An 18,069-nucleotide genomic window follows, 5' to 3' on the forward strand; every position below is an offset into this window, starting at 1 on the left:
TCGAACAGGGTTGGGGGAGTGGGGGATTACCGGTCCGGGTGCACGGCCATGCCGTCGAGAAATACCGAGACACAGTCGTTCGAGAGTTCCTCGAGGGTGTAGGGATCGTCGGGCTTGCGCCAGTACACGGTGAACCACACCGAGTCGCGGAGGAATCGGTGGAACACCTTGGAGGGGACGTCCTTGCGGAGAACGCCCGTCTCCTTTCCGGCCTCGATCGCGTCGAGCCACAGCGTCTGGATCTCGTCCGCGAGTTTGCGGGCCTCGGCGTAGTCGCGCAACGTGCGAAGGTTGGCGAACTCCGCGTGGTAGACCTTGGTCGCGGCGGGGCGCGCGGCCCCGGTGGCGAGTGAGACGTCCACGATCGCCTTCAGTCGGTCGCGGGGCTCGAGTCGATCGAGATTCTTCGCTTGGTAGTCGGCGAGCAGTTCCGTCAGGTACCCCGTCACCAGTTCGTTGACGATGGCGCCCTTCGACCGGAAGTAGTGGTACAGCGCGCCGGCGTTGAGGCCGACGGCGTCGCCGATCTCGCGCATCGACGTTCCGGCGATTCCGCTCGCCGCGAACAGGGTGGCCGCAGCGTCGAGGATCCCGGACTTCCGATCCAGCGGTTCCGACACGTCAGCACTCCCCACATTGAACATTCATTCAACGACATTAGCGGCGGGCATCGGCGCGAGTCAAAATGTGCTGCGCACGGCCCCGCTCGCCAGCCTACCGGGGTGCGAGCGGCGCACGGAAGGCGCAGGAGTGCTTCGTCTCGCGTCCCCGCGCTGCGCTTGACGACCGCGGGGAGCCCGTCTAAGTTCGCCTTTGAATGAACGTTCAATGCACGTAATTCAAATACATCGAGGATCCGCACCGTGTGCGGATCCGTGGCAGTCGTGCCGCGTGCCCCGGCCCCGACGAGGGCCGATGCACGGCCGAGTACTTTCCGCGCGCGTCACCCGCCGCGGACACCTTCCGAAATCGACGAGGAGATCCCCATGACCAGGGTTGTCTACGCCCGCAGTGTCCACGACGAGCGTGAGATCGAGGCCTGCCTCGAGGTGCTGCGGGGCGGCCCGTTCGCGCTGAAGATCGGCAAGAACGTCGCCGAGATGGAGCGCCGGGTGGCCGACCTCTACGGCAAGAAGCTGGGACTGATGTGCAATTCGGGTTCCTCGGCGTTGTACCTGGCCCTGGAGTTGCTCGACCTTCCCAAGGGCTCCGAGGTCATCACCTCGCCGCTGACGTTCTCGACCGACGTGTCGCCGATCGTGCGCGGCGGCTGGGTGCCGGTGTTCGTCGACGTCGAACCCGACACCTACAACGTCGACGCCGCCAAGATCGAAGAGCTGATCACCGACAAGACCAAGGCGATCCTGGTCCCCAACCTGGCGGGCAACGCTCCCGACTGGGATGCGATCCGCGAGATCGCGGACCGCCACGACCTGAAGGTCATCGAGGATTCGTGCGACTGCATCGGAACCACGCTGCACGGCACCAAGACCGGATCGCGGTCGGACATCACCGTGACGAGCTTCGCGATGTCGCACATCATCACGTGTGCCGGCAACGGTGGCATGGTGTGCCTCGACGACGAGAAGCTGCGCGACAAGGGTCTGATGCTGCGCCGGTGGGGCCGTCGGTCCGAGCCGCATCTGTTCGGTTCCGAGCAGGCGCGGACGGGTCGCGTCTTCCGCGAGGAACTCGACGGTGTCGCGTACGACAACGACTTCATCTTCGATGTGCTGCCGTGGAACTTCGAACCGTCCGAGCTGGGGTCGGCGTTCGGGTTGGTCCAGTTGAGCAAGCTCGACGAGAACTACAAGCGTCGTCACGAGATCTTCGAGGCCTACACCGCCGCCTTCGGCGCCTACCCGGAGCTGTACCGCCTGCCCAAGCAGCTCGACGGCTTCCACACCGCGTGGCTCTGCTACCCGATCACGGTCCGGGAGGACGCCGGCTTCGAGCGCTCGGACCTGCAGGAGTCGCTCGAGGGGGCGGGGATCGACACCCGAACGGTGTGGAGCGGCAACGTCACCCGGCATCCGATGATGCGGAACGTCGAGTACCGCGTGCCCGAGGGCGGCCTGCCCAACGCGGATGAGGTGTTCGCCCGCGGTATGTCGCTCGGCATGAGTCACGGCATGACCGCGGAGGAGCTCGACCACACCGTCGCCAGCATTCACGCCTTCTCGTCCAAGTACGCGAGCCCGCAGCAGTAGCGCTCCGACCTCGCGCGCAAGCCCCCGGTCCCGGCCGGGGCTTGTGCGCGTTGTGGTCGACCGCGCCGCGAAATGAAACATCGTTCTAAGTTCGGCGACGAGAGTGCTGCGGGACGGCCGATCTGTGCGAGCGGCCGTCGGCGGGTAGCCGCGAGCGAGATCTGTTGACACGCAACGGTACTTTCGGCCCGAGAGGCGGCGAGGGCCGGCAGTGCGACGCATCGCACTGCCGGCCCTCACCTCCGCGATCCGGCGGTCAGGTCCCGCTCGGCATCCCGGCGGCCCGGCGCTCCATGTTCTCGGCCACCTCACGGCGCCACGCGGCGACCGGCTTGGTGGTGTCCATCTCGAACTCGAACCGCGTCGTCATGTCCGGGGTGATGTCGGCGACGTCGACGTAGAACTGCTCGTACCAGCGGCGCAGCTGGTAGACCGGGCCGTCCTCCTCGCAGAGCAGCGGGTTCTCGATCCGGGTCTTGTTCTTCCAGATCGCGACGTCCTGCTCGAAGCCGATCGCAATGAATTTCGCCATGCCGGAGGCGAGAGCGCGCGCCTTCTCCCCGCTGATGGCGTCCGTCTGCTTGACCTTGATGCCGTACATCAGCACGAACTCGTTCGGGGAGACGGGGTAGTGGCAGTTGATCAGGATCGACTCGATGTCGAAGTCCGGGTAGTGGTAGGTCAGTTCGTCGATCATGAAGGACGGACCGTAGTACGCCGCGACGGAGCTGTTACCCGTCGATTCGGGCTCGCCGTCCCTGCGGGGGCGGGCCATGTCCTCACGGCCGACACCCTCGTGGTACTGCGTCGCGATGTGGCCCTCGAAGATGTTCTTGAACTTGATCGGGAAACCGTAGTGCACGTAGAAGAAGTGCGCCATGTCGACGACGTTGTCGATGATCTCGCGGCAGTTGGTGTCGATGGTGATCTGCTTCCACACCCAGTCGGTCCACTGCTCACCGGGCGCGGTCATCTCCGGGATCGTGACCTCGGCCGGCGGCGGGTTGCCCTCGGGGTCGTGCCAGACGAACAGCAGACCGTCCTTCTCCATCGTCGTCCACGCGCGGGTCCGCGCCAACGGCGGCACGCGCCGCGCGTAGGGGATGTCGGTGCACTTGCCCTTGCCGTTCCACCGCCAGTCGTGGAACGGGCACGCCACAGAGTCGCCCTTGACCTCGCCCTGGCTCAGATCCCCGCCCATGTGGCGGCAGTACGCGTCGAGCACGTTCAGATCGCCTCGGCTGTCGGCGAATACGACCAGCTTGGTGCCAAAGGCGTGGACCGGATGCGGCGTGCCGTCCCGGTAGTTGTCGGTGAGGCCGAGGCAGTGCCAACCGCGGGCGAATCGAGTGGGCGCCGCGCCCGACTCGATCATGCGGACTTCGCTGCTGTCTGTCGCTGGTGTCGTCATGTGGTTCCCATACGTTGGTGGTACTTCCTGCAGGATCGGTCGGGGAGATGACCACTGGTCAGTCCCGCGAATGGCGCCGGCCGCTGGTGGGGCACACATCGCGAGGTGAGACCGTTCCGCTCGGAGTGGTCGTGATGCGGGTGTGCGGGGCACTGTTGCGCGAGAGCGACTCTACAGCAGAGCAATTGGTCGAGCCGAAGGTCTATCGGGCAAGGCCGAGCTCAAGTGTCATAGAATCAGATTGCAGTGCACTTGGGAGATGTCCTCGAATAAGCCACATGTCTTGCGGAACTGCCCGTACTGGTGTTCCATGTCACTGGAACGTGATTCTTTCTTCTGACGAGGCTGCGTGGAAAACCGCCTCATTGTCGGCTGTCGCCCGTGCTGTTTTTCAGGAGGTTCGTGATGGGTGCCCCGGTGTCGAACCCTGCTCGCGCAGAGGCGATTGCCCGGCTGACGGCGCCTGGCGCCGCCTTCGAAATCGCAGAGGAGTCGGTTCGGGGCCAGGCGACGCGGGTCTTCTCCCGCCGCCACCGTTCGCTGCACCGGATGCTGGTCGAATCGGCCCGGTACGGCGATGCCGAGTATCTGGTGTGCGACGAGGCCCGGCTCACCTTCGCCGAGCACCTGGACCGGGTGGCCTCGCTCGCGCAAGAGTTGCGGTCCCGGTACGGCATCGGCAAGGGCGACCGGGTTGCCATCCTGTCGGCGAACAACGCGGAATGGATCGTGACGTTCTGGGCGGTGACGGCGCTGGGCGCGGTGACGGTCGGCATGAACTCGTTGTGGACGGCCCGCGAGATCGCCTACGGGGTGACCCTCGCGGAGCCCGCGCTGATCGTGGCAGACGGGCCGCGACGGGAGCTGGTGGAACCGACCGGCATCCCGGTGCTGTCCATCGAGCACGACATCCCCGCACTGTCGACCGCGCGGCCCGGCGCGGCGTTGCCGGAGCCGGAGGTGGCCGAGGATGATCCCGCGGTGATCCTGTTCACCAGCGGGACGACCGGCCGGCCGAAGGGCGCGACGCACTCGCACCGGAACATGGTGGCCGCGGTCGACTTCCATCGGTTCAACGACGCGCTGGCGACCGAGGCGGGGCGAGCGCCCGGCCGGCGACGGTTCCTGCTCGCCACACCGCTGTTCCACATCGCGGCCCTGCACAACCTCGCGATCCCCCGACTGGCGTTCGGCGATGCCGCGGTGATCACCACGGGCCGCTTCGACATCGCCCGGGTCCTGCGGACGATCGAGCGGGAGCGCGTCACGAACTGGGGAGCGGTGCCGACGATGCTGAGCCGGCTGATCGAGCACGGCGACGTCGCCGCCTACGATCTTTCGACGCTGCAGACGGTGTCGGTGAGTTCCGCGCCGTCGTCGGCGGCGCTGAAGGAACGTCTGCGCGAGCTGCTGCCGGCGGCGGGGCGGTCGTTGGGCACGTCGTACGGGCTGACGGAGTCGTCGTCGGCGGCGACGCTGGCGACGGCCGCAGATCTCGCGGAGCGGCCCGACACCGTGGGCACCGCGGTGCCGACGATGAGCGTCGAGGTTCGCGACGCGGCCGGGCTCCCGGCGCCGGACGGCGTCGAGGGTGAGATCTGGCTGCGCGGTCCGCTGGTGATGCTCGGCTACTGGAACGACCCGGAGGCGACGGCGGCGGCCATCGACGGCGCCGGCTGGTTGCACACCGGGGATCTGGGGACGATGCGCGACGGCTACCTCCGGATCAGCAGCCGCCGTTCGGACCTCATCCTGCGGGGAGGCGAGAATGTCTATCCCGCCGAGGTCGAGGACGCGCTGGTGGAGCATCCGGCAGTGCAGGAGTGCATCGTCGTCGGGACCGAACACGTCGACTACGGCGAGGAGGTCTGTGCCGTGGTGGTGCCGGTCCCCGGCGTCCATGTCACGGCGGACGAGCTGGGCGGGCACATGCTCCAACGCATCGCCCGGTACAAGGTTCCCACCCGCTGGGTCTTTCGGGCCGAGGAACTGCCGCGCAACGCCACCGGAAAGGTCAAACGGGTCGACGTCATGACGTCGGTGCTCTCGGCCCGCTGAACAACGAGAAGTCATCACATCGAGAAGTCATCACATCGAGAAGTCATCATCGAGAGGACGGATATGTTGCATCGACTGCGGCGCGGTTGGCGCTCGGTGGCTGTCGTGGGCATCGGTGCGCTGGCCCTGACGGCCTGCGCCTCCGCCGACGGGCAGGACTCCGGCGGTACGTCGACCGGAAGCGGCGCGTACTCGATCGGGTACGTCGGCGATCGAACCGGGGGAGACCCGGTCGACGGCGGGGTGGTGACCTACGGGTCGTACGGCTTCCCGGCGACGCTGGACCCGGCCAAGACCCTGATGGCCGGTTCGACGGGCGGCACCGAGCTGGCGGCGATCTACGACACGCTGGTGCGGTACGACTTCGAGGAATCCCGGTACGTCCCGCAGTTGGCCGCCGGGCTCAGCGCCTCCGACGACGGCGGGACGTGGACCGTCACACTGCGGGACGGAGCCACCTTCAGCGACGGAACCCCGGTCGACTCCGCGGCGGTGAAGTGGAGCTTCGATCGCTACGTCGCTGCCAAACGCGATGTGGCGCAGGTGTGGTCGAACACCGTCGCCGGGGTCGAGACCCCCGACGCGAAGACCGTCGTCATCAGGCTCCAACGTCCGTGGACCGACTTCCCGGTGTTGCTCGCGGCAGGACCCGGGGTGATCGTGGCGCCCAGTTCGGAGACCGCGGGATCGTTCACGCCGATCGGTGCGGGACCGTTCACGGTCACCCGGTTCGCGCCCAACGAGGTTCTCGAACTCGCCCCCCGAGCCGACTACTTCGGCGGCAAACCGCGCCTGGCCGGGTTGCGCTTCGTCCCCACCGCGAACGCCCAGGGAATGTTCGAGTCCATTCGCAGCGGGGAGCTCAACGCCGGCTACCTCTACCGGAACACCGAGGTGATCGACAGTGCCGTCGACTCGGGCCTGTCGGGCTACCTCGACCTGCAGGGGCTCGGCGCGATCGGCACCATCAACCAGCGCGAGGGACGCCCCGGCGCGGACGTGCGGGTGCGGCAGGCGATCGCACTCGGTATCGATCCCGAGGCGCTGAACCAGCGCGTGAGCGGCGGACACGGCCCGTCCGGCTCGGCGATGTTCCCGGAGGGCTCGAAGTGGCACAACGAGGACGTGCAGGGCGTGCCCTACGACCCGGACAAGGCGCGGCAGCTGCTGGACCAGGCCAAGGCCGACGGTTACGACGGCAAGCTCACGTACGTGGCCATCAACGAGGAGGCCTCGCGCCAGGGCGCGCTGGCCGCCCAGGCCGCGCTGAACTCCCTCGGATTCGACGTCGAGGTCGCGTACGCCAACAGCGTCACCGACCTGACGCGCCGCGTCTACGTCGATCGGGACTTCGACATCGCCCGCAGTGGCGCGTCGCTCATCGACGCGGCGCCGCTGCTCCGGTTGTACGGCTCGCTCGGCAGCACGTCGAACAACAATGCCGCGGGCTACAACTCGCCGGAGATGGACGCGCTACTGGTGAAACTGCAGACCGCCGCAGACGACGACGCGAAGCAGGAGGCCATCGACGACATCCAGAAGCTGGCCGCCGAGACCGTCCCGTATGCGGTGTGGGCGCCGTCCGTGGTGTTCACGGCGTGGACGCCGAAGCTGCACGGCGCCAACGTCAGCATCGACAACGTCGTCCTGTTCGACGACGCCTGGATGGAGCAGTAGACCATCCCCGGTACCCCAGTTCGACAGTTGCAATGCACCTTTGGAGGTCTCGATGCCACGAGTCGGCCCCGCCGCCACCGGACCGGGCGCCAGGAGCGCGACGTCCATGATCGAGCGCATGACCTCGATCATGGAGGTCTTCGAGGACCGGTCGACCCGCCTGACCCTCGAGGAAGTGGGGGTTCGGGCGGGGCTGCCTCGGTCGACGGTGCACCGGATCCTGGAGCAACTCGTCCGGCTCGAGTGGGTGGAACACGCGTCGTTCGGCTACTGCCTGGGCCGGCGAGCGCGCAGCTTCGGTGTCGGTGTCGAGGGGGAGATCCGCTCCGCCGCTGCACCGTTGCTCCACGAGCTGCACATGCGAACCGGCATGGTGGTGCACCTGACGGTTCTCGAGGGTGCGGAGAGCGTCTACCTGGACAAGCGAGGTGGACCGTTCGCGTCGACCCTGCCGTCGCGGGTCGGTGGCCGCGGCCCCGCCTACGCGACGGCGGGCGGCAAGGCGATGCTCGCGTGGCTCGACCCCGCTCGGGTGGACAGCCTCCACGAGAACCGGCTGGCCCGGCGCACCGATCGGACGATCACCGACATCGCGACGCTCCGTCTGGAACTGAACCGGATCCGGGGGCGCGGTGGCCTGGCCTACGAACAGGGCGAATCGGTCCGCGGCGTCGCGTGCGTCGGCGTCGCGATCCGCGGCAGTGACGGTCCGGTCGCGGGGATCTCGCTGTGCGGGGACGCTCGGACCTCCCACCTCGAGCGCGTCGCGCCCCTCGTCGCGGAGGCCGCGGACGAGGTGGCGCGGATTCTCGATCCGGCACTCGGGCGGTCCCGCCGCGAACGTGCGGCGGCCACGCCCGTCGACAGGTGGTCGGCCGATGCCCTGGACCGCCTGGTCTCGATCCAGACCGGACGGTGGGTCTGAACACGCTCCCCGCGTCCGGCGCACTTCCTCAACTTCCACGGAAAGCAGGTCTTTGTGAAGCGCTCACGGCTGGTCCGCGCCACCGAACTGGTCGCGGCGATCACCGCCACCGCGCTGCTGGCGGGGTGCGCCGGCGGGAACGCGAGCTCGGTGACCGACGCGTCGGAGGTGACCACGGGGCTGGTCGGTGAGCAGCCGGACGGTGGGGAGCCGGTGTCGGGTGGCTCGCTGTCGTACGCGACGTACAACGGGGTGAGCAGCCTGGATCCGGCGGATCGGCAGGACGGCGGCGCCACGGGCGGTAGCGAGATGGCGGCGATCTACGACCTGTTGATGCGCTACGACCCCGAGACCCGGGAGTACCGCCCGCAGTTGGCGCAGTCGCTCACCGCGAACGACGACGACACCGTGTGGACGTTGCGGTTGCGCGAGGGGGCCACGTTCAGCGACGGCACGGCGGTGGACTCGGCGGCGGTGCGGTGGAGCATCGATCACTATCTGGAGAAGAAGGGCACCCACACGCAGGTGTGGAAGGCGAGTGTCGCGGACGTCGCCACCCCGGATGCGTCGACGGTGGTGTTCACGCTGAAGCAGCCGTGGAACGAGTTCCCGATCCTGTTGACCACCGGGCCGGGCATGGTGGTGGCGCCGTCGTCGGCGGCGGGTGGGAAGTTCACCCCGATCGGTGCCGGCCCGTTCACGGTGGAGAAGTTCGCATCGCAGGACGAGTTGGTGCTGACGGCGAGCCCGACGTACTGGAACGGCAGGCCGCACCTGGACAAGCTGCGGTTCCCGGCGATCGTCGGTGATCAGGCGAAGCTCGACGCCTTGCACACCGGCGGAGTTCAGGCCGCGTACCTCAACAGGGCAGAAGTGGTGCACAATTCGCTCGCCGCCGGTGACGTCGGGTACGTCTACACCGTCAGCCTGGGCAGCAACGGCATCATCAACCAGCGGGAGGGCCGACCGGGCGCCGACGAGCGGGTCCGTAGGGCCATCGTCGCGGCCGTCGATCCCGAGACGCTCAACCAACGCGTCGACGGCGGCTTCGGCATGCCCGGCACCGACATGCTCCAGGACTGGTCGCAGTGGCACGGTGACGTCGCCGGCACCGGCTACGACCCGGAGGCGGCGAAGAAGCTGCTCGCCGAGGCGAAGGCCGACGGCTACGACGGCAGGCTCACCTACGCCAGTCTCCAGGAACCCGGTGCCCAGAACCGGGCGCTGGCATACGAGGCGATGCTCGAAGCGGTGGGCTTCACCGTCGACATCGCCTACTCCAACAACGTCAACGATCTCGTGAAACGGATGTACGCCCAGCACGACTACGACATCGGGAACGCCGGCTTCAACATCCTCGAGGAGTCCCCGTTCGTGCGAATGTACGGCAATTTCTACGGCGACTCGACGTCCAACGTGCTCGGCTACGACAACCCCGAGATGGACGCGTTGCTCACGGAATTGCAGTCCGCTCGCGGTGACGACGAACGACGCGAGGTGCTCGGCACCATCCAGACACTGGTGAACGAGACGGCGCCCACGGTCGTCACCGGTGCAGGCAAGTTCTTCATCCCCTGGAGCCCGGAGGTGCACGGCGTCACCCCGAGCGCGGACGGCATCCTGCTGTTCGGCAACGCGTGGCTGACCGCCGGGTGACCCTGCTCGTCCCACCGACCCGAAGGAGACCCCCATGCCGGTCAACACGGTCCGCGGACCGCTCGACGGTTCCGAACTGGGCCAGACCCTGATCCACGAGCACATCGTCACGGCCGACTGGTCGATGCGAATGGCATTCGGTGCGCACTTCTACGAGCACGACGTCGTCGTGGAGCGCGCAGTCGAGCAATTCCTGCGGGCCAAGGAGAGTGGCGTGCGGACGGTGGTCGACGGCACGCCGGTGAACATGGGACGCGACGTCGCCCTCATCCGTGAGGTGGCGGAGCGGACCGGGCTGGAATTCATCGTGTCCAGCGGCTTCTACTACCAGGACGAGGTCTACCTGAAGTGGCGGAGCGAGGACGAGATCCACGCGTGGCTGACCCGAGAGTGCGAGGACGGCATCGCCGGCACGGACGTGCGGCCCGGCATCATGAAGACGGCCTGCGCGGACCTCGGCATCACCCCGATCCTCGACAAGGTGTTCCGCGCGATCGGCAGAGTGGCCGCCGAGCAGCGACTGCCCATCTTCTGCCACCACCACACCGAGGTCGGCAACGGTGAAGCGATCGTGGACCTCTTCGAGAGCTGCGGCGTCGCACCGAACCAACTGGTGCTCGGGCACAGCGGAGACACGAACGACCTCGACTACCTGGAGGGGATTCTCCGGCGCGGCGCCTACCTGGGGATGGATCGGTTCGGGCACTGCGCGGCGGGCAACAGCCTGGAGAACCGGGTGCGCACGATCACCGAGTTGTGTGCACGCGGTCACGGTGACCGGCTGCTGCTCTCGCACGATCTGGCGACCTACTTCGGCGTCTTCGGGTCGTGGGAGGACTTCAAGACCGGGGAATCGGTGGATCCCACAGTCGATTTCACCTTCATCAACCGTCAGGTCGTTCCCGCACTCGCGTCCGCCGGGCTCACCCCGGACGCCGTGCGCGCGATGCTCGAACGCAATCCGGTCGAGTTCCTGGAGGTCCACTGACCCGGCCGGGTCAGTGGAGCAGCAGAGCGGGGTTCACAGCCCCAGCGGGATGGCGGCACCCGAGATCGGGGCCGAGTCGTCCGAGATCAGGAACGCGATCACCTTGGCGATGTCGGCCGGGGCGACCCAGTTGGCGCGATCCGACTTCGGCATCGCCGCCCGGTTGACCGGCGTGTCGATCACGCCGGGAAGCAACGCATTCGAGCGGATGTGATCGGCCTTGTACTCGACCGCGATCGACTCGGCCAGCGCGAGGACGGCGGCCTTGGACGTGCTGTACGCGGTGCCGCCCGGGAACGGCTTCAGTGCGGCGCCGGACGACATCGACACGACCGAACCGCCGCCGTTCGCGATCAGGTGCGGCAACCCTTCGCGCAGAACCGCGTACGTGGTCCGGACGTTGAGGTCGAGCTGACGGTCGATGGCCTCCGCGTCGGCCTCGTGCGTCCGCGGCCCGGACTCGAAACCGCCGACCAGGTTGACCAGCGCCGTCAACGGTGCGCCGGGTTCCCGCGCGGCGGCCGCGACGGCCGCGGACAGCTCGGCCGGAACCGACACGTTGCAGCGGATCAGTTCCAGTCGGTCGTGCTGGGTGAGCCGGGCGGCCTCCGACGGCGCGATGAACGGCACCACCACGCGCCACCCGATCGACAGCAGGTGGTCGGTGACGGCGACACCGAGCGCGCCGGTTCCTCCGGTCACGAAAGCGGTTCCGGTCATGTCGGGGATCCTTCGCAGGTCGGGAATTCGGTTGTGGTCCCGGCACCGTGGCGGGCCGGTGTGCGCCGGGGGAGTCCGAGGATCAACGGCGGTCGGATGCGACCCAACCGTTGAAGAGGAAGTCGACGAACTCGTCGGCAAGCTTGACGCCGTCGACGTCCGGGTCGCCGTCGCACGTGTAGTTCGCGTTCAGTACCGAACGGAACGCGACGGCCGCCAACGCCACGTCCATGTCGCGGAACGTGCCATCGTCGACGCCCGCGCCGATGATCCGCTCCACGGCGTCGGCCCACCGCTGGCGTTTGACGCGAACCTCGGCGAGCTGGGCGCCGTTGAGCCGCATCCACTCTCGCTCGAACACCTTCGCGGCGTCCGGGTTGGCCATCGACCAACGCAGGTGGATGCGGGCGAGGATGCGGAGTTTGTCGATCGCTCCCACGTCGGCCGCCTCGACGCGCCGGAGGGCCGCCTCGCCACTGTCGGCGATCTCACCGACGATCTGGTACAGCAGGTCTTCCTTGCTCTTGATGTGCACGTACAGGCTGCCGGCATGCACACCGACGAGCGAGCCGATGTCGCGCATCGACGTCCCGTCGTAGCCGCTCTCGGCGAACTGGCGGAGCGCCGCCTCGCGAATTCTCGTCAGGAACGCCGTCCTGGCCTCGGCGGGGCGGTCGCCGGCCGAGTCCCGATCGAGGTTCGACGGCATGTGCACGGCCCTTCTGCGACGGCCGAGCGTGCAGGCTCACGCTCGGGTTTCGCCCATCATGACAGGAGAATTCCCGGTCTGCAACAAGCGTTTGCTGGCTTGTGTGGTCGGTTCCGGGCGGCCGATCGCGTCCACCAGTCCCCAGTCCAACGCCGTGGGCGCATCCAGCCTGGCCCCGGTCACGAACAGGTGCATCGCGCGCCACCGTCCGATCCGCCGCGGAATGCTCACCGTTCCGCCGGCGCCGGGGATCAGGCCCATCTCGATCTCGGGCAGACGGAACCATGCGTCCGCGCTCGCCACGACGGTGCCGGCGAAGGCCGGGATCTCGATGCCGCCGCCCACGCACGCGCCGTGGACGTGCGCCTCGAGCCGGTCGGCCAGCTCGTGGACCAGCAGTCCGGCGCCGGCTCGCGTACGGATCAGGTGCGCCAGGGTGAGGTCGGGGGTCGTGCCGAACTCGTCGAGGTCGCCTCCCGCGCAGAACGACGGACCGGCGCCGTCGAGCGTGACGCGGGTGATCGACGGATCCGCCGTCGCGACCGTCAGCGCGCTCGTGAGCGCGTCCCGCAGGCGAGCGCCGTACGCGTTGCGGCGTTCGGGACGGTTAAGGGTGATGCGGAGGTCGGCGCCGTCGCGGGCCACCAGCACGGGCTCGCCGTGCGGGGGAGGGGGCAGCGGCCGCGGTCCGCGGCGCGCGAGCCAGCGCGCGAACTCGGTCCCGCCCAGCAGTGTCGAGTACGCGAGCGATTCGACGTCCACGCCCGCGCGGGCATCGAGGCCGTCGCCGCACCGGAGGACCTGGCGCAGGACGGTCGCGGCCTGCGGGTTCGCGGCGACACGCGACGCGAAGTCTGCGACCGCCCGAAGGGCGTCGGCGACCACGACCGTGGAGCGTTCGTCCCGGTCGTCGGCTGGTGCGGCGTCGACGTACGTCAGGTCCAGCGCGTCCGTGAGGATGTCCGGGGCGGGCGGACCTCCGCGGTGGATGCCGAGCAGGATTCGATCGGCGACGCGCGCTCGCTGCGCCGCGGCGGCGAGCACGGACGGCTGGTCGGCACCCGCGCCGGTCAGGTCGACGACCGTCAACGGCGTGTCGAGCCCACCGGTGTCGTCGAGTAGCGGGGTGTCGGCGGCGCCGTCCGCGAGCTGGCGGACGGTGACGCGGGTCGGGTGGGAAGGCATCGGTCCTTCTCGATCGAGCGGTTGTGTGCCAGTGTGAGTGCGTGCAGTGTAGAACGCGGTTCTCGGCATTGCTCGATTGTTGCTTTCTCCGAACGGTTCTCGCCGACACTGCGCCAGTACCGGAGACTGCGGCCGATCGGACACGTCCGGTCGCGGTGTTTGACGTGGCTCACACCGTACTGCCATAGTTGCTTGCAACAAACGTTTGCTCGGGTTGTTGACCGGGCCGATGCACGCGGGCAACGACCTCGTCACCGTGTGCCCCAGAGCGTCGATCTCGACCGAAACCTCTAAGGAGCCAACCCCATGCAGTTGCGTGTCGGAGCCAGATTGCGGAGCACCACATCGGCCGCCGAACTGATCGTCATCCGAATTCCCGGCCGAGACGTCGACATCCGATGCGACGGCGCACCGATGGTCGCCCCGGAGTCGGCCGGGGACCCGGTGGGGGACACCAGCGGCGACCTCCAACTCGGCAAGCGGTACTGCAGCGACGACGGCACCGTCGAACTGCTGTGCACCAAGCCGGGCAGCGGCGTGCTGACGGCCGATGGCGAGACGTTGGGTGTAAAGGCACCCAAGGCCATGCCCGCCTCGGACTGAGGACATCGATGAACATCCTGACACTGCTCGAGATCGCCGCCGGCGCGGACGCCGACCGAATCGCCCTCGGCGACAAGCGCGACGGCCTCACGTACGGCGACCTGCTTCGACTGGCCCGCGGCTTCGCGGCCGAACATTCCGGCGCGACGCGGACCGTGCTGTACGGATCGACGGCCGCACCGGCTTTCCCGATCGCGTTGTTCGGGGCCGCCTGGGCGGGAATCCCGTTCGCCCCGATCAGCTACCGCCTGGCCGACGACCCGCTCCGCGCGATCGTGGCGGGCCGTGCGCCGGCGCTGCTGGTCGCGGACGGCGCCGTCGCGCGGATCGGGGGCGGAGTGGACGGGGTCCGGACCGTCGCGCCGAGTGTGCTGATCGAGCACCTGCGTGCCGCGGACGCCGTCGACCCCGCGCCCGCCGACCAGGATCCCGACGCGCCCGCCGTGCTGTTGCACACCAGCGGCACGTCGGGAACCCCGAAGGTGGCCGTGCTGCGGCATCGGCACCTGGTGTCGTACGTCCTGGGCTGCACCGAGTTGTTCAGTGCCGGCCCCGACGAGGCCGCGCTCGTCAGCGTTCCGCCGTACCACATCGCGGGGGTCGCGGGCCTGCTCACCGGCCTCTACAGCGGGCGCCGCATCGTCCAGATGCCGAACTTCGACGAACGCGAATGGGTGCGGGTGGTGCGCGAGCAGGAGATCACCCACGCGATGGTGGTCCCGACGATGCTGGCGCGCATCGTCGACGTCCTCGCCGAGGACGGGCTCGGCGTGCCGTCGCTGCGGCACCTGTCCTACGGTGGTGGCCGGATGCCGCTGCCGGTGATCGAGCGGGCTCTGGAACTGCTGCCCCACGTCGACTTCGTCAACGGCTACGGGCTCACCGAAACCTCCTCGTCCATCGCGGTTCTCGGCCCCGACGAGCATCGCGCCGCGCTCTCGTCGCCCGATCCCGCGATCCAACGCCGGCTGGGGTCGGTCGGGCTCCCCGTCCCCGACGTCGAGATCGTGGTCCGCGACGACGCCGGACGGCCGGTCGCGGCCGGCGAGCGCGGTGAGCTGTGGGTGCGCGGTGCCCAGGTGTCGGGGGAGTACTCCGGCGCGTCGCTGCTCGACGCCGACGGCTGGTTCCACACCCAGGACGGCGGATGGATCGACGACGCCGGGTACGTCTACGTCGAGGGTCGCCTCGACGACGTCATCGTCCGGGGCGGCGAGAACCTGTCGCCGGGCGAGATCGAGGACGTCATCGGCGAGCACCCCGGAGTGGACGACGTCGTGGTCTACGGCGTACCCGACGACCAGTGGGGCGAGGTCGTCGTCGCGGCGGTCGTGCCCCGCGCCGAGGGCGCGGTGTCGGACGCCGAGATCCGGGAGTGGGTCGGCAACCGGCTGCGCTCGTCCCGGGTGCCGGCCGTCGTCGAGTTCCACGCCGACCTGCCCCGCAACGATATGGGCAAGGTGCTCCGGCGCGTGCTGCGCGAGCAGTTCACGCCGGTCACCGCCTGACGACGAGCGAGAGGAAACCACTGTGCACCAGCCACAGTCGCGGCAGCCGGCGCAGCCGCTGCTCGAGGACTTCCGCGTGGTCGACTTCACCACGGGCATCGCCGGCGGCTACTGCACCAAGATGCTCGTGGACGCCGGCGCCGACGTCGTCAAGATCGAGGCCGGCCCGGACGGCGATCCGCTGCGACGGTGGCGGCTCGACGGCGAGACGGGCGCGGACGACGGCGCGCTGTTCGGTTATCTCGCGGCCGGTAAACGGTCGGTCCGCGGCACGCTGCGCGACGAGCACGTCCGCGCGTTCGTGGCCGGCGCCGACCTGGTGGTCGAGTCCGGTGCGCTGACGACCGAGGACGTCGTGGGCCTGCGTGCCGCGTTCCCCGGCGTGGACATCCTGTCGATCACGCCGTTCGGCCGCACCGGGCCGTGGGCCCATCTGCCGGCCACCGACTTCACCCTGCAGGCCCTGGCCGGTTCGCTCGCGATCCGCGGCCCCGAGGGCCGGCAGCCGCTGCAGGCCGGGGGCCGGCTCGGCGAATGGATCGCCGGGTCCTTCGCGGCCGCCACCGCGCTCGGCCTGCGCGTCGGGGCCACCACGCGAGGGCGGGGCGGCGAGTGGGCCGACCTGTCGATGCTCGAATCCATGGGCGTCGCAATGGCTCTCTACCACCCGGTGACCGCGACGCTGTCCGGTGCACCCGGCCGGCGCACGCCGCGGACGGTCGAGATCCCGTCGGTCGAGCGGTGCCTGGACGGATACGTCGGTTTCTGCACGATCACCGCGCAGATGTTCCAGGACTTCCTCATCATGATCGACCGGGCGGAGCTGCTGGCGGACGATTCCATCGTGGACGTGCGACGCCGGCAGGAGCGGTACGACGAGTTCCGGTCAATGATCGAGTCGTGGACTTCGACGATGCCCGTCGAGGCGATCGACGAGATCGCCAGTGCCATGCGCATTCCCGTGTCACCGATCGGCACTCCGGAGTCCGTCACCGAGAATCCGCATTTCGTCGACCGTGGGGTGTTCGTCGACCACCCGGCCGGCTTCGTGCAGCCGCGGCGGCCGTATCTCGTCGACGGTGTACCCCCGGCGCCGGTGCGCCCCGCCCCAGTCCTCGGTGCGGACGACGACGCCCGGCCGTGGACGCCCCGCGAGCAGCCGTCGCGGGTGCTGGACGACACCGATGCCGCCCCGCTGGCCGGGGTGCGGGTGCTCGACCTCACCGCGTTCTGGGCGGGCCCCGCGGCCACCCAGCTGCTGGCGGGACTCGGCGCCGACGTGGTCAAGGTGGAGTCCGTGCAGCGGCCGGACGGCATGCGCTTCACCTCCACCCGCGCCCCCGACGAGCCGTCGTGGTGGGAGGCGGGCGGGGTGTACCAGGGCGCCAACGCCGGCAAGCGCGGGGTGACCCTGGACCTGAGCCGTCCGGAGGGCGTCGAGATCCTGCTCGAGCTGGTGCGCCGGTCCGACGTCGTCATCGAGAACTTCTCACCGCGTGTGCTCGACAACTTCGGGCTCACGTGGGACCGCATCCGCGAGGCGAACCCCGCGGCGGTGTTCGTCCGGATGCCCGCGTTCGGGTTGTCCGGGCCGTGGCGGGACCGCACCGGGTTCGCACAGACGATGGAGCAGGCCACCGGCCTGTCGTGGATGACCGGCTACCGCGACGGCAGCCCGATGGTGCTCAAGGGGCCGTGCGATCCCGTCGCGGGACTGCATGCGGTGGTCGCGACGCTGTCGGCGCTCGAGTACGCCCGCACCCGCGGGCGCGGTTGTTTCGTGGAGGTGCCCATGGTGGAGAGCGCCCTCGGCGTCGCCGCCGAGATGGTCGTCGAACACAGCGCCTACGGCACGAGCCCGGCCCGCGACGGCAACCGCGGCCCCGGCGCCGCGCCCCAGGGCGTGTACCGCTGCGCCGGCGCCGACGACTGGTTGGCCGTCTCGGTCACCGACGACGCCCAGTGGTCCGCGCTCGCCACGGTCCTGGAACTACCGGAATCGGTGCGCGGCAGCGGGTTCGACACGGTGGGTGGCCGACGCCGCCGGCACGACCGGCTCGACGAACTGCTCACCGAGTGCTGCGCGGACCGCGACGTCGACGACCTCGCGGCGGCGCTGCTGGCGCGCGGGGTGCCGGCCGCCCGCGTCGTCGACCCCAGCCGGATCCTCGACAACCCGCAGGTACGCGGCCGCGGCTTCCCAGTGAAGCTGGACCATCCGGTGCTCGGGGCCTTCGAGATCCCGGGCCTGCCGGTGGTGTTCGCCTCGCACGCCCGGGCGGCGTTCGAGACCGCGGCGCCCACGCTCGGCCAGCACAACACCGAGGTGCTCACCGACCTCGCCGGGGTGTCCCCGCAGCGCCTGGCGCAGCTGGCCGCCGACGGCGTGATCGGCGACCGCCCCCTTCATCTCTGACTG

At 69.1% G+C, this 18,069-nt stretch carries 14 protein-coding genes; 9 read left to right on the plus strand and 5 right to left on the minus strand.

Annotated elements, in window-relative coordinates:
* Positions 1–26: 26 nt before the first annotated feature.
* On the minus strand, positions 27–620 hold the full coding sequence (locus E7742_RS03885; protein ID WP_137797739.1) for a TetR/AcrR family transcriptional regulator: 594 nt from the start codon (positions 618–620) through the stop codon (positions 27–29).
* Positions 621–986: 366 nt separating this feature from the next.
* On the opposite strand from E7742_RS03885, the gene E7742_RS03890 reads away from it, so the two are divergent.
* Positions 987–2,210 carry a DegT/DnrJ/EryC1/StrS family aminotransferase gene (locus tag E7742_RS03890; RefSeq protein ID WP_137797740.1) on the plus strand — a complete coding sequence of 408 codons (1,224 nt, stop codon included), beginning with the start codon at positions 987–989 and terminating at the stop codon, positions 2,208–2,210.
* Between the two features lie 256 nt (positions 2,211–2,466).
* On the opposite strand, the gene E7742_RS03895 is transcribed toward E7742_RS03890, so the two are convergent.
* Entirely contained in the window at positions 2,467–3,621 is a 1,155-nt protein-coding gene (locus E7742_RS03895; RefSeq protein WP_137797741.1) for a Rieske 2Fe-2S domain-containing protein, read from the minus strand.
* A 405-nt stretch (positions 3,622–4,026) separates the two neighbouring features.
* Here E7742_RS03895 and E7742_RS03900 point away from each other — a divergent pair, with 405 nt between their 5' ends.
* The 5 genes from E7742_RS03900 (at position 4,027) to E7742_RS03920 (ending at position 10,925) form a co-directional block, all read left to right on the plus strand.
* Positions 4,027–5,679 (plus strand): class I adenylate-forming enzyme family protein, encoded by a 1,653-nt coding sequence (locus E7742_RS03900; protein ID WP_137797742.1) that lies wholly within the window; start codon positions 4,027–4,029, stop codon positions 5,677–5,679.
* 63 nt (positions 5,680–5,742) lie between these two features.
* A complete protein-coding gene (locus tag E7742_RS03905; RefSeq protein ID WP_137797743.1) occupies positions 5,743–7,356 on the plus strand; it encodes an ABC transporter substrate-binding protein in 1,614 nt (537 codons plus the stop codon).
* A gap of 52 nt (positions 7,357–7,408) precedes the next feature.
* The gene (locus E7742_RS03910) at positions 7,409–8,281 is read left to right on the plus strand and encodes an IclR family transcriptional regulator (RefSeq protein WP_137797744.1); all 873 of its coding nucleotides are present in this window, start codon (positions 7,409–7,411) and stop codon (positions 8,279–8,281) included.
* A gap of 54 nt (positions 8,282–8,335) precedes the next feature.
* Complete coding sequence (locus tag E7742_RS03915) at positions 8,336–9,937, plus strand: ABC transporter substrate-binding protein (RefSeq protein WP_137797745.1); 1,602 nt, start codon at positions 8,336–8,338, stop codon at positions 9,935–9,937.
* A gap of 34 nt (positions 9,938–9,971) precedes the next feature.
* Positions 9,972–10,925, plus strand: coding sequence for a phosphotriesterase family protein (locus E7742_RS03920; RefSeq protein WP_137797746.1), 954 nt, complete (start codon positions 9,972–9,974; stop codon positions 10,923–10,925).
* Positions 10,926–10,958: 33 nt separating this feature from the next.
* On the opposite strand, the gene E7742_RS03925 is transcribed toward E7742_RS03920, so the two are convergent.
* From E7742_RS03925 to E7742_RS03935, 3 genes are all read right to left on the minus strand, one after another.
* Complete coding sequence (locus E7742_RS03925; protein ID WP_137797747.1) at positions 10,959–11,645, minus strand: SDR family NAD(P)-dependent oxidoreductase; 687 nt, start codon at positions 11,643–11,645, stop codon at positions 10,959–10,961.
* 82 nt (positions 11,646–11,727) lie between these two features.
* A complete protein-coding gene (locus tag E7742_RS03930) occupies positions 11,728–12,354 on the minus strand; it encodes a TetR/AcrR family transcriptional regulator (protein ID WP_137797748.1) in 627 nt (208 codons plus the stop codon).
* A gap of 36 nt (positions 12,355–12,390) precedes the next feature.
* Positions 12,391–13,539 carry an enoyl-CoA hydratase/isomerase family protein gene (locus tag E7742_RS03935; protein WP_137797749.1) on the minus strand — a complete coding sequence of 383 codons (1,149 nt, stop codon included), beginning with the start codon at positions 13,537–13,539 and terminating at the stop codon, positions 12,391–12,393.
* Positions 13,540–13,845: 306 nt separating this feature from the next.
* On the opposite strand from E7742_RS03935, the gene E7742_RS03940 reads away from it, so the two are divergent.
* The 3 genes from E7742_RS03940 to E7742_RS03950 are packed head-to-tail and all read left to right on the plus strand — an operon-like array spanning position 13,846 to position 18,066.
* Positions 13,846–14,142 (plus strand): hypothetical protein, encoded by a 297-nt coding sequence (locus tag E7742_RS03940; protein ID WP_137797750.1) that lies wholly within the window; start codon positions 13,846–13,848, stop codon positions 14,140–14,142.
* Positions 14,143–14,150: 8 nt separating this feature from the next.
* Positions 14,151–15,650, plus strand: coding sequence for a class I adenylate-forming enzyme family protein (locus E7742_RS03945; RefSeq protein ID WP_137797751.1), 1,500 nt, complete (start codon positions 14,151–14,153; stop codon positions 15,648–15,650).
* Between the two features lie 22 nt (positions 15,651–15,672).
* Complete coding sequence (locus tag E7742_RS03950; RefSeq protein ID WP_137797752.1) at positions 15,673–18,066, plus strand: CaiB/BaiF CoA-transferase family protein; 2,394 nt, start codon at positions 15,673–15,675, stop codon at positions 18,064–18,066.
* The last annotated feature ends 3 nt before the right edge of the window (positions 18,067–18,069 follow it).

Source organism: Rhodococcus sp. SGAir0479 (assembly GCF_005484805.1).
In the GTDB taxonomy this organism is placed as follows: Bacteria; Actinomycetota; Actinomycetes; order Mycobacteriales; family Mycobacteriaceae; genus Prescottella.

Bases quoted from the DNA above. Each gene is read 5' to 3' on its own strand.
- E7742_RS03890 (WP_137797740.1), top strand. From the start codon at position 987: ATGACCAGGGTTGTCTACGCCCGCAGTGTCCACGACGAGCGTGAGATC.
- E7742_RS03895 (WP_137797741.1), bottom strand. From the start codon at position 3,621: ATGACGACACCAGCGACAGACAGCAGCGAAGTCCGCATGATCGAGTCG.
- E7742_RS03900 (WP_137797742.1), top strand. From the start codon at position 4,027: ATGGGTGCCCCGGTGTCGAACCCTGCTCGCGCAGAGGCGATTGCCCGG.
- E7742_RS03905 (WP_137797743.1), top strand. From the start codon at position 5,743: ATGTTGCATCGACTGCGGCGCGGTTGGCGCTCGGTGGCTGTCGTGGGC.
- E7742_RS03910 (WP_137797744.1), top strand. From the start codon at position 7,409: ATGCCACGAGTCGGCCCCGCCGCCACCGGACCGGGCGCCAGGAGCGCG.
- E7742_RS03920 (WP_137797746.1), top strand. From the start codon at position 9,972: ATGCCGGTCAACACGGTCCGCGGACCGCTCGACGGTTCCGAACTGGGC.
- E7742_RS03925 (WP_137797747.1), bottom strand. From the start codon at position 11,645: ATGACCGGAACCGCTTTCGTGACCGGAGGAACCGGCGCGCTCGGTGTC.
- E7742_RS03930 (WP_137797748.1), bottom strand. From the start codon at position 12,354: ATGCCGTCGAACCTCGATCGGGACTCGGCCGGCGACCGCCCCGCCGAG.
- E7742_RS03935 (WP_137797749.1), bottom strand. From the start codon at position 13,539: ATGCCTTCCCACCCGACCCGCGTCACCGTCCGCCAGCTCGCGGACGGC.
- E7742_RS03940 (WP_137797750.1), top strand. From the start codon at position 13,846: ATGCAGTTGCGTGTCGGAGCCAGATTGCGGAGCACCACATCGGCCGCC.
- E7742_RS03945 (WP_137797751.1), top strand. From the start codon at position 14,151: ATGAACATCCTGACACTGCTCGAGATCGCCGCCGGCGCGGACGCCGAC.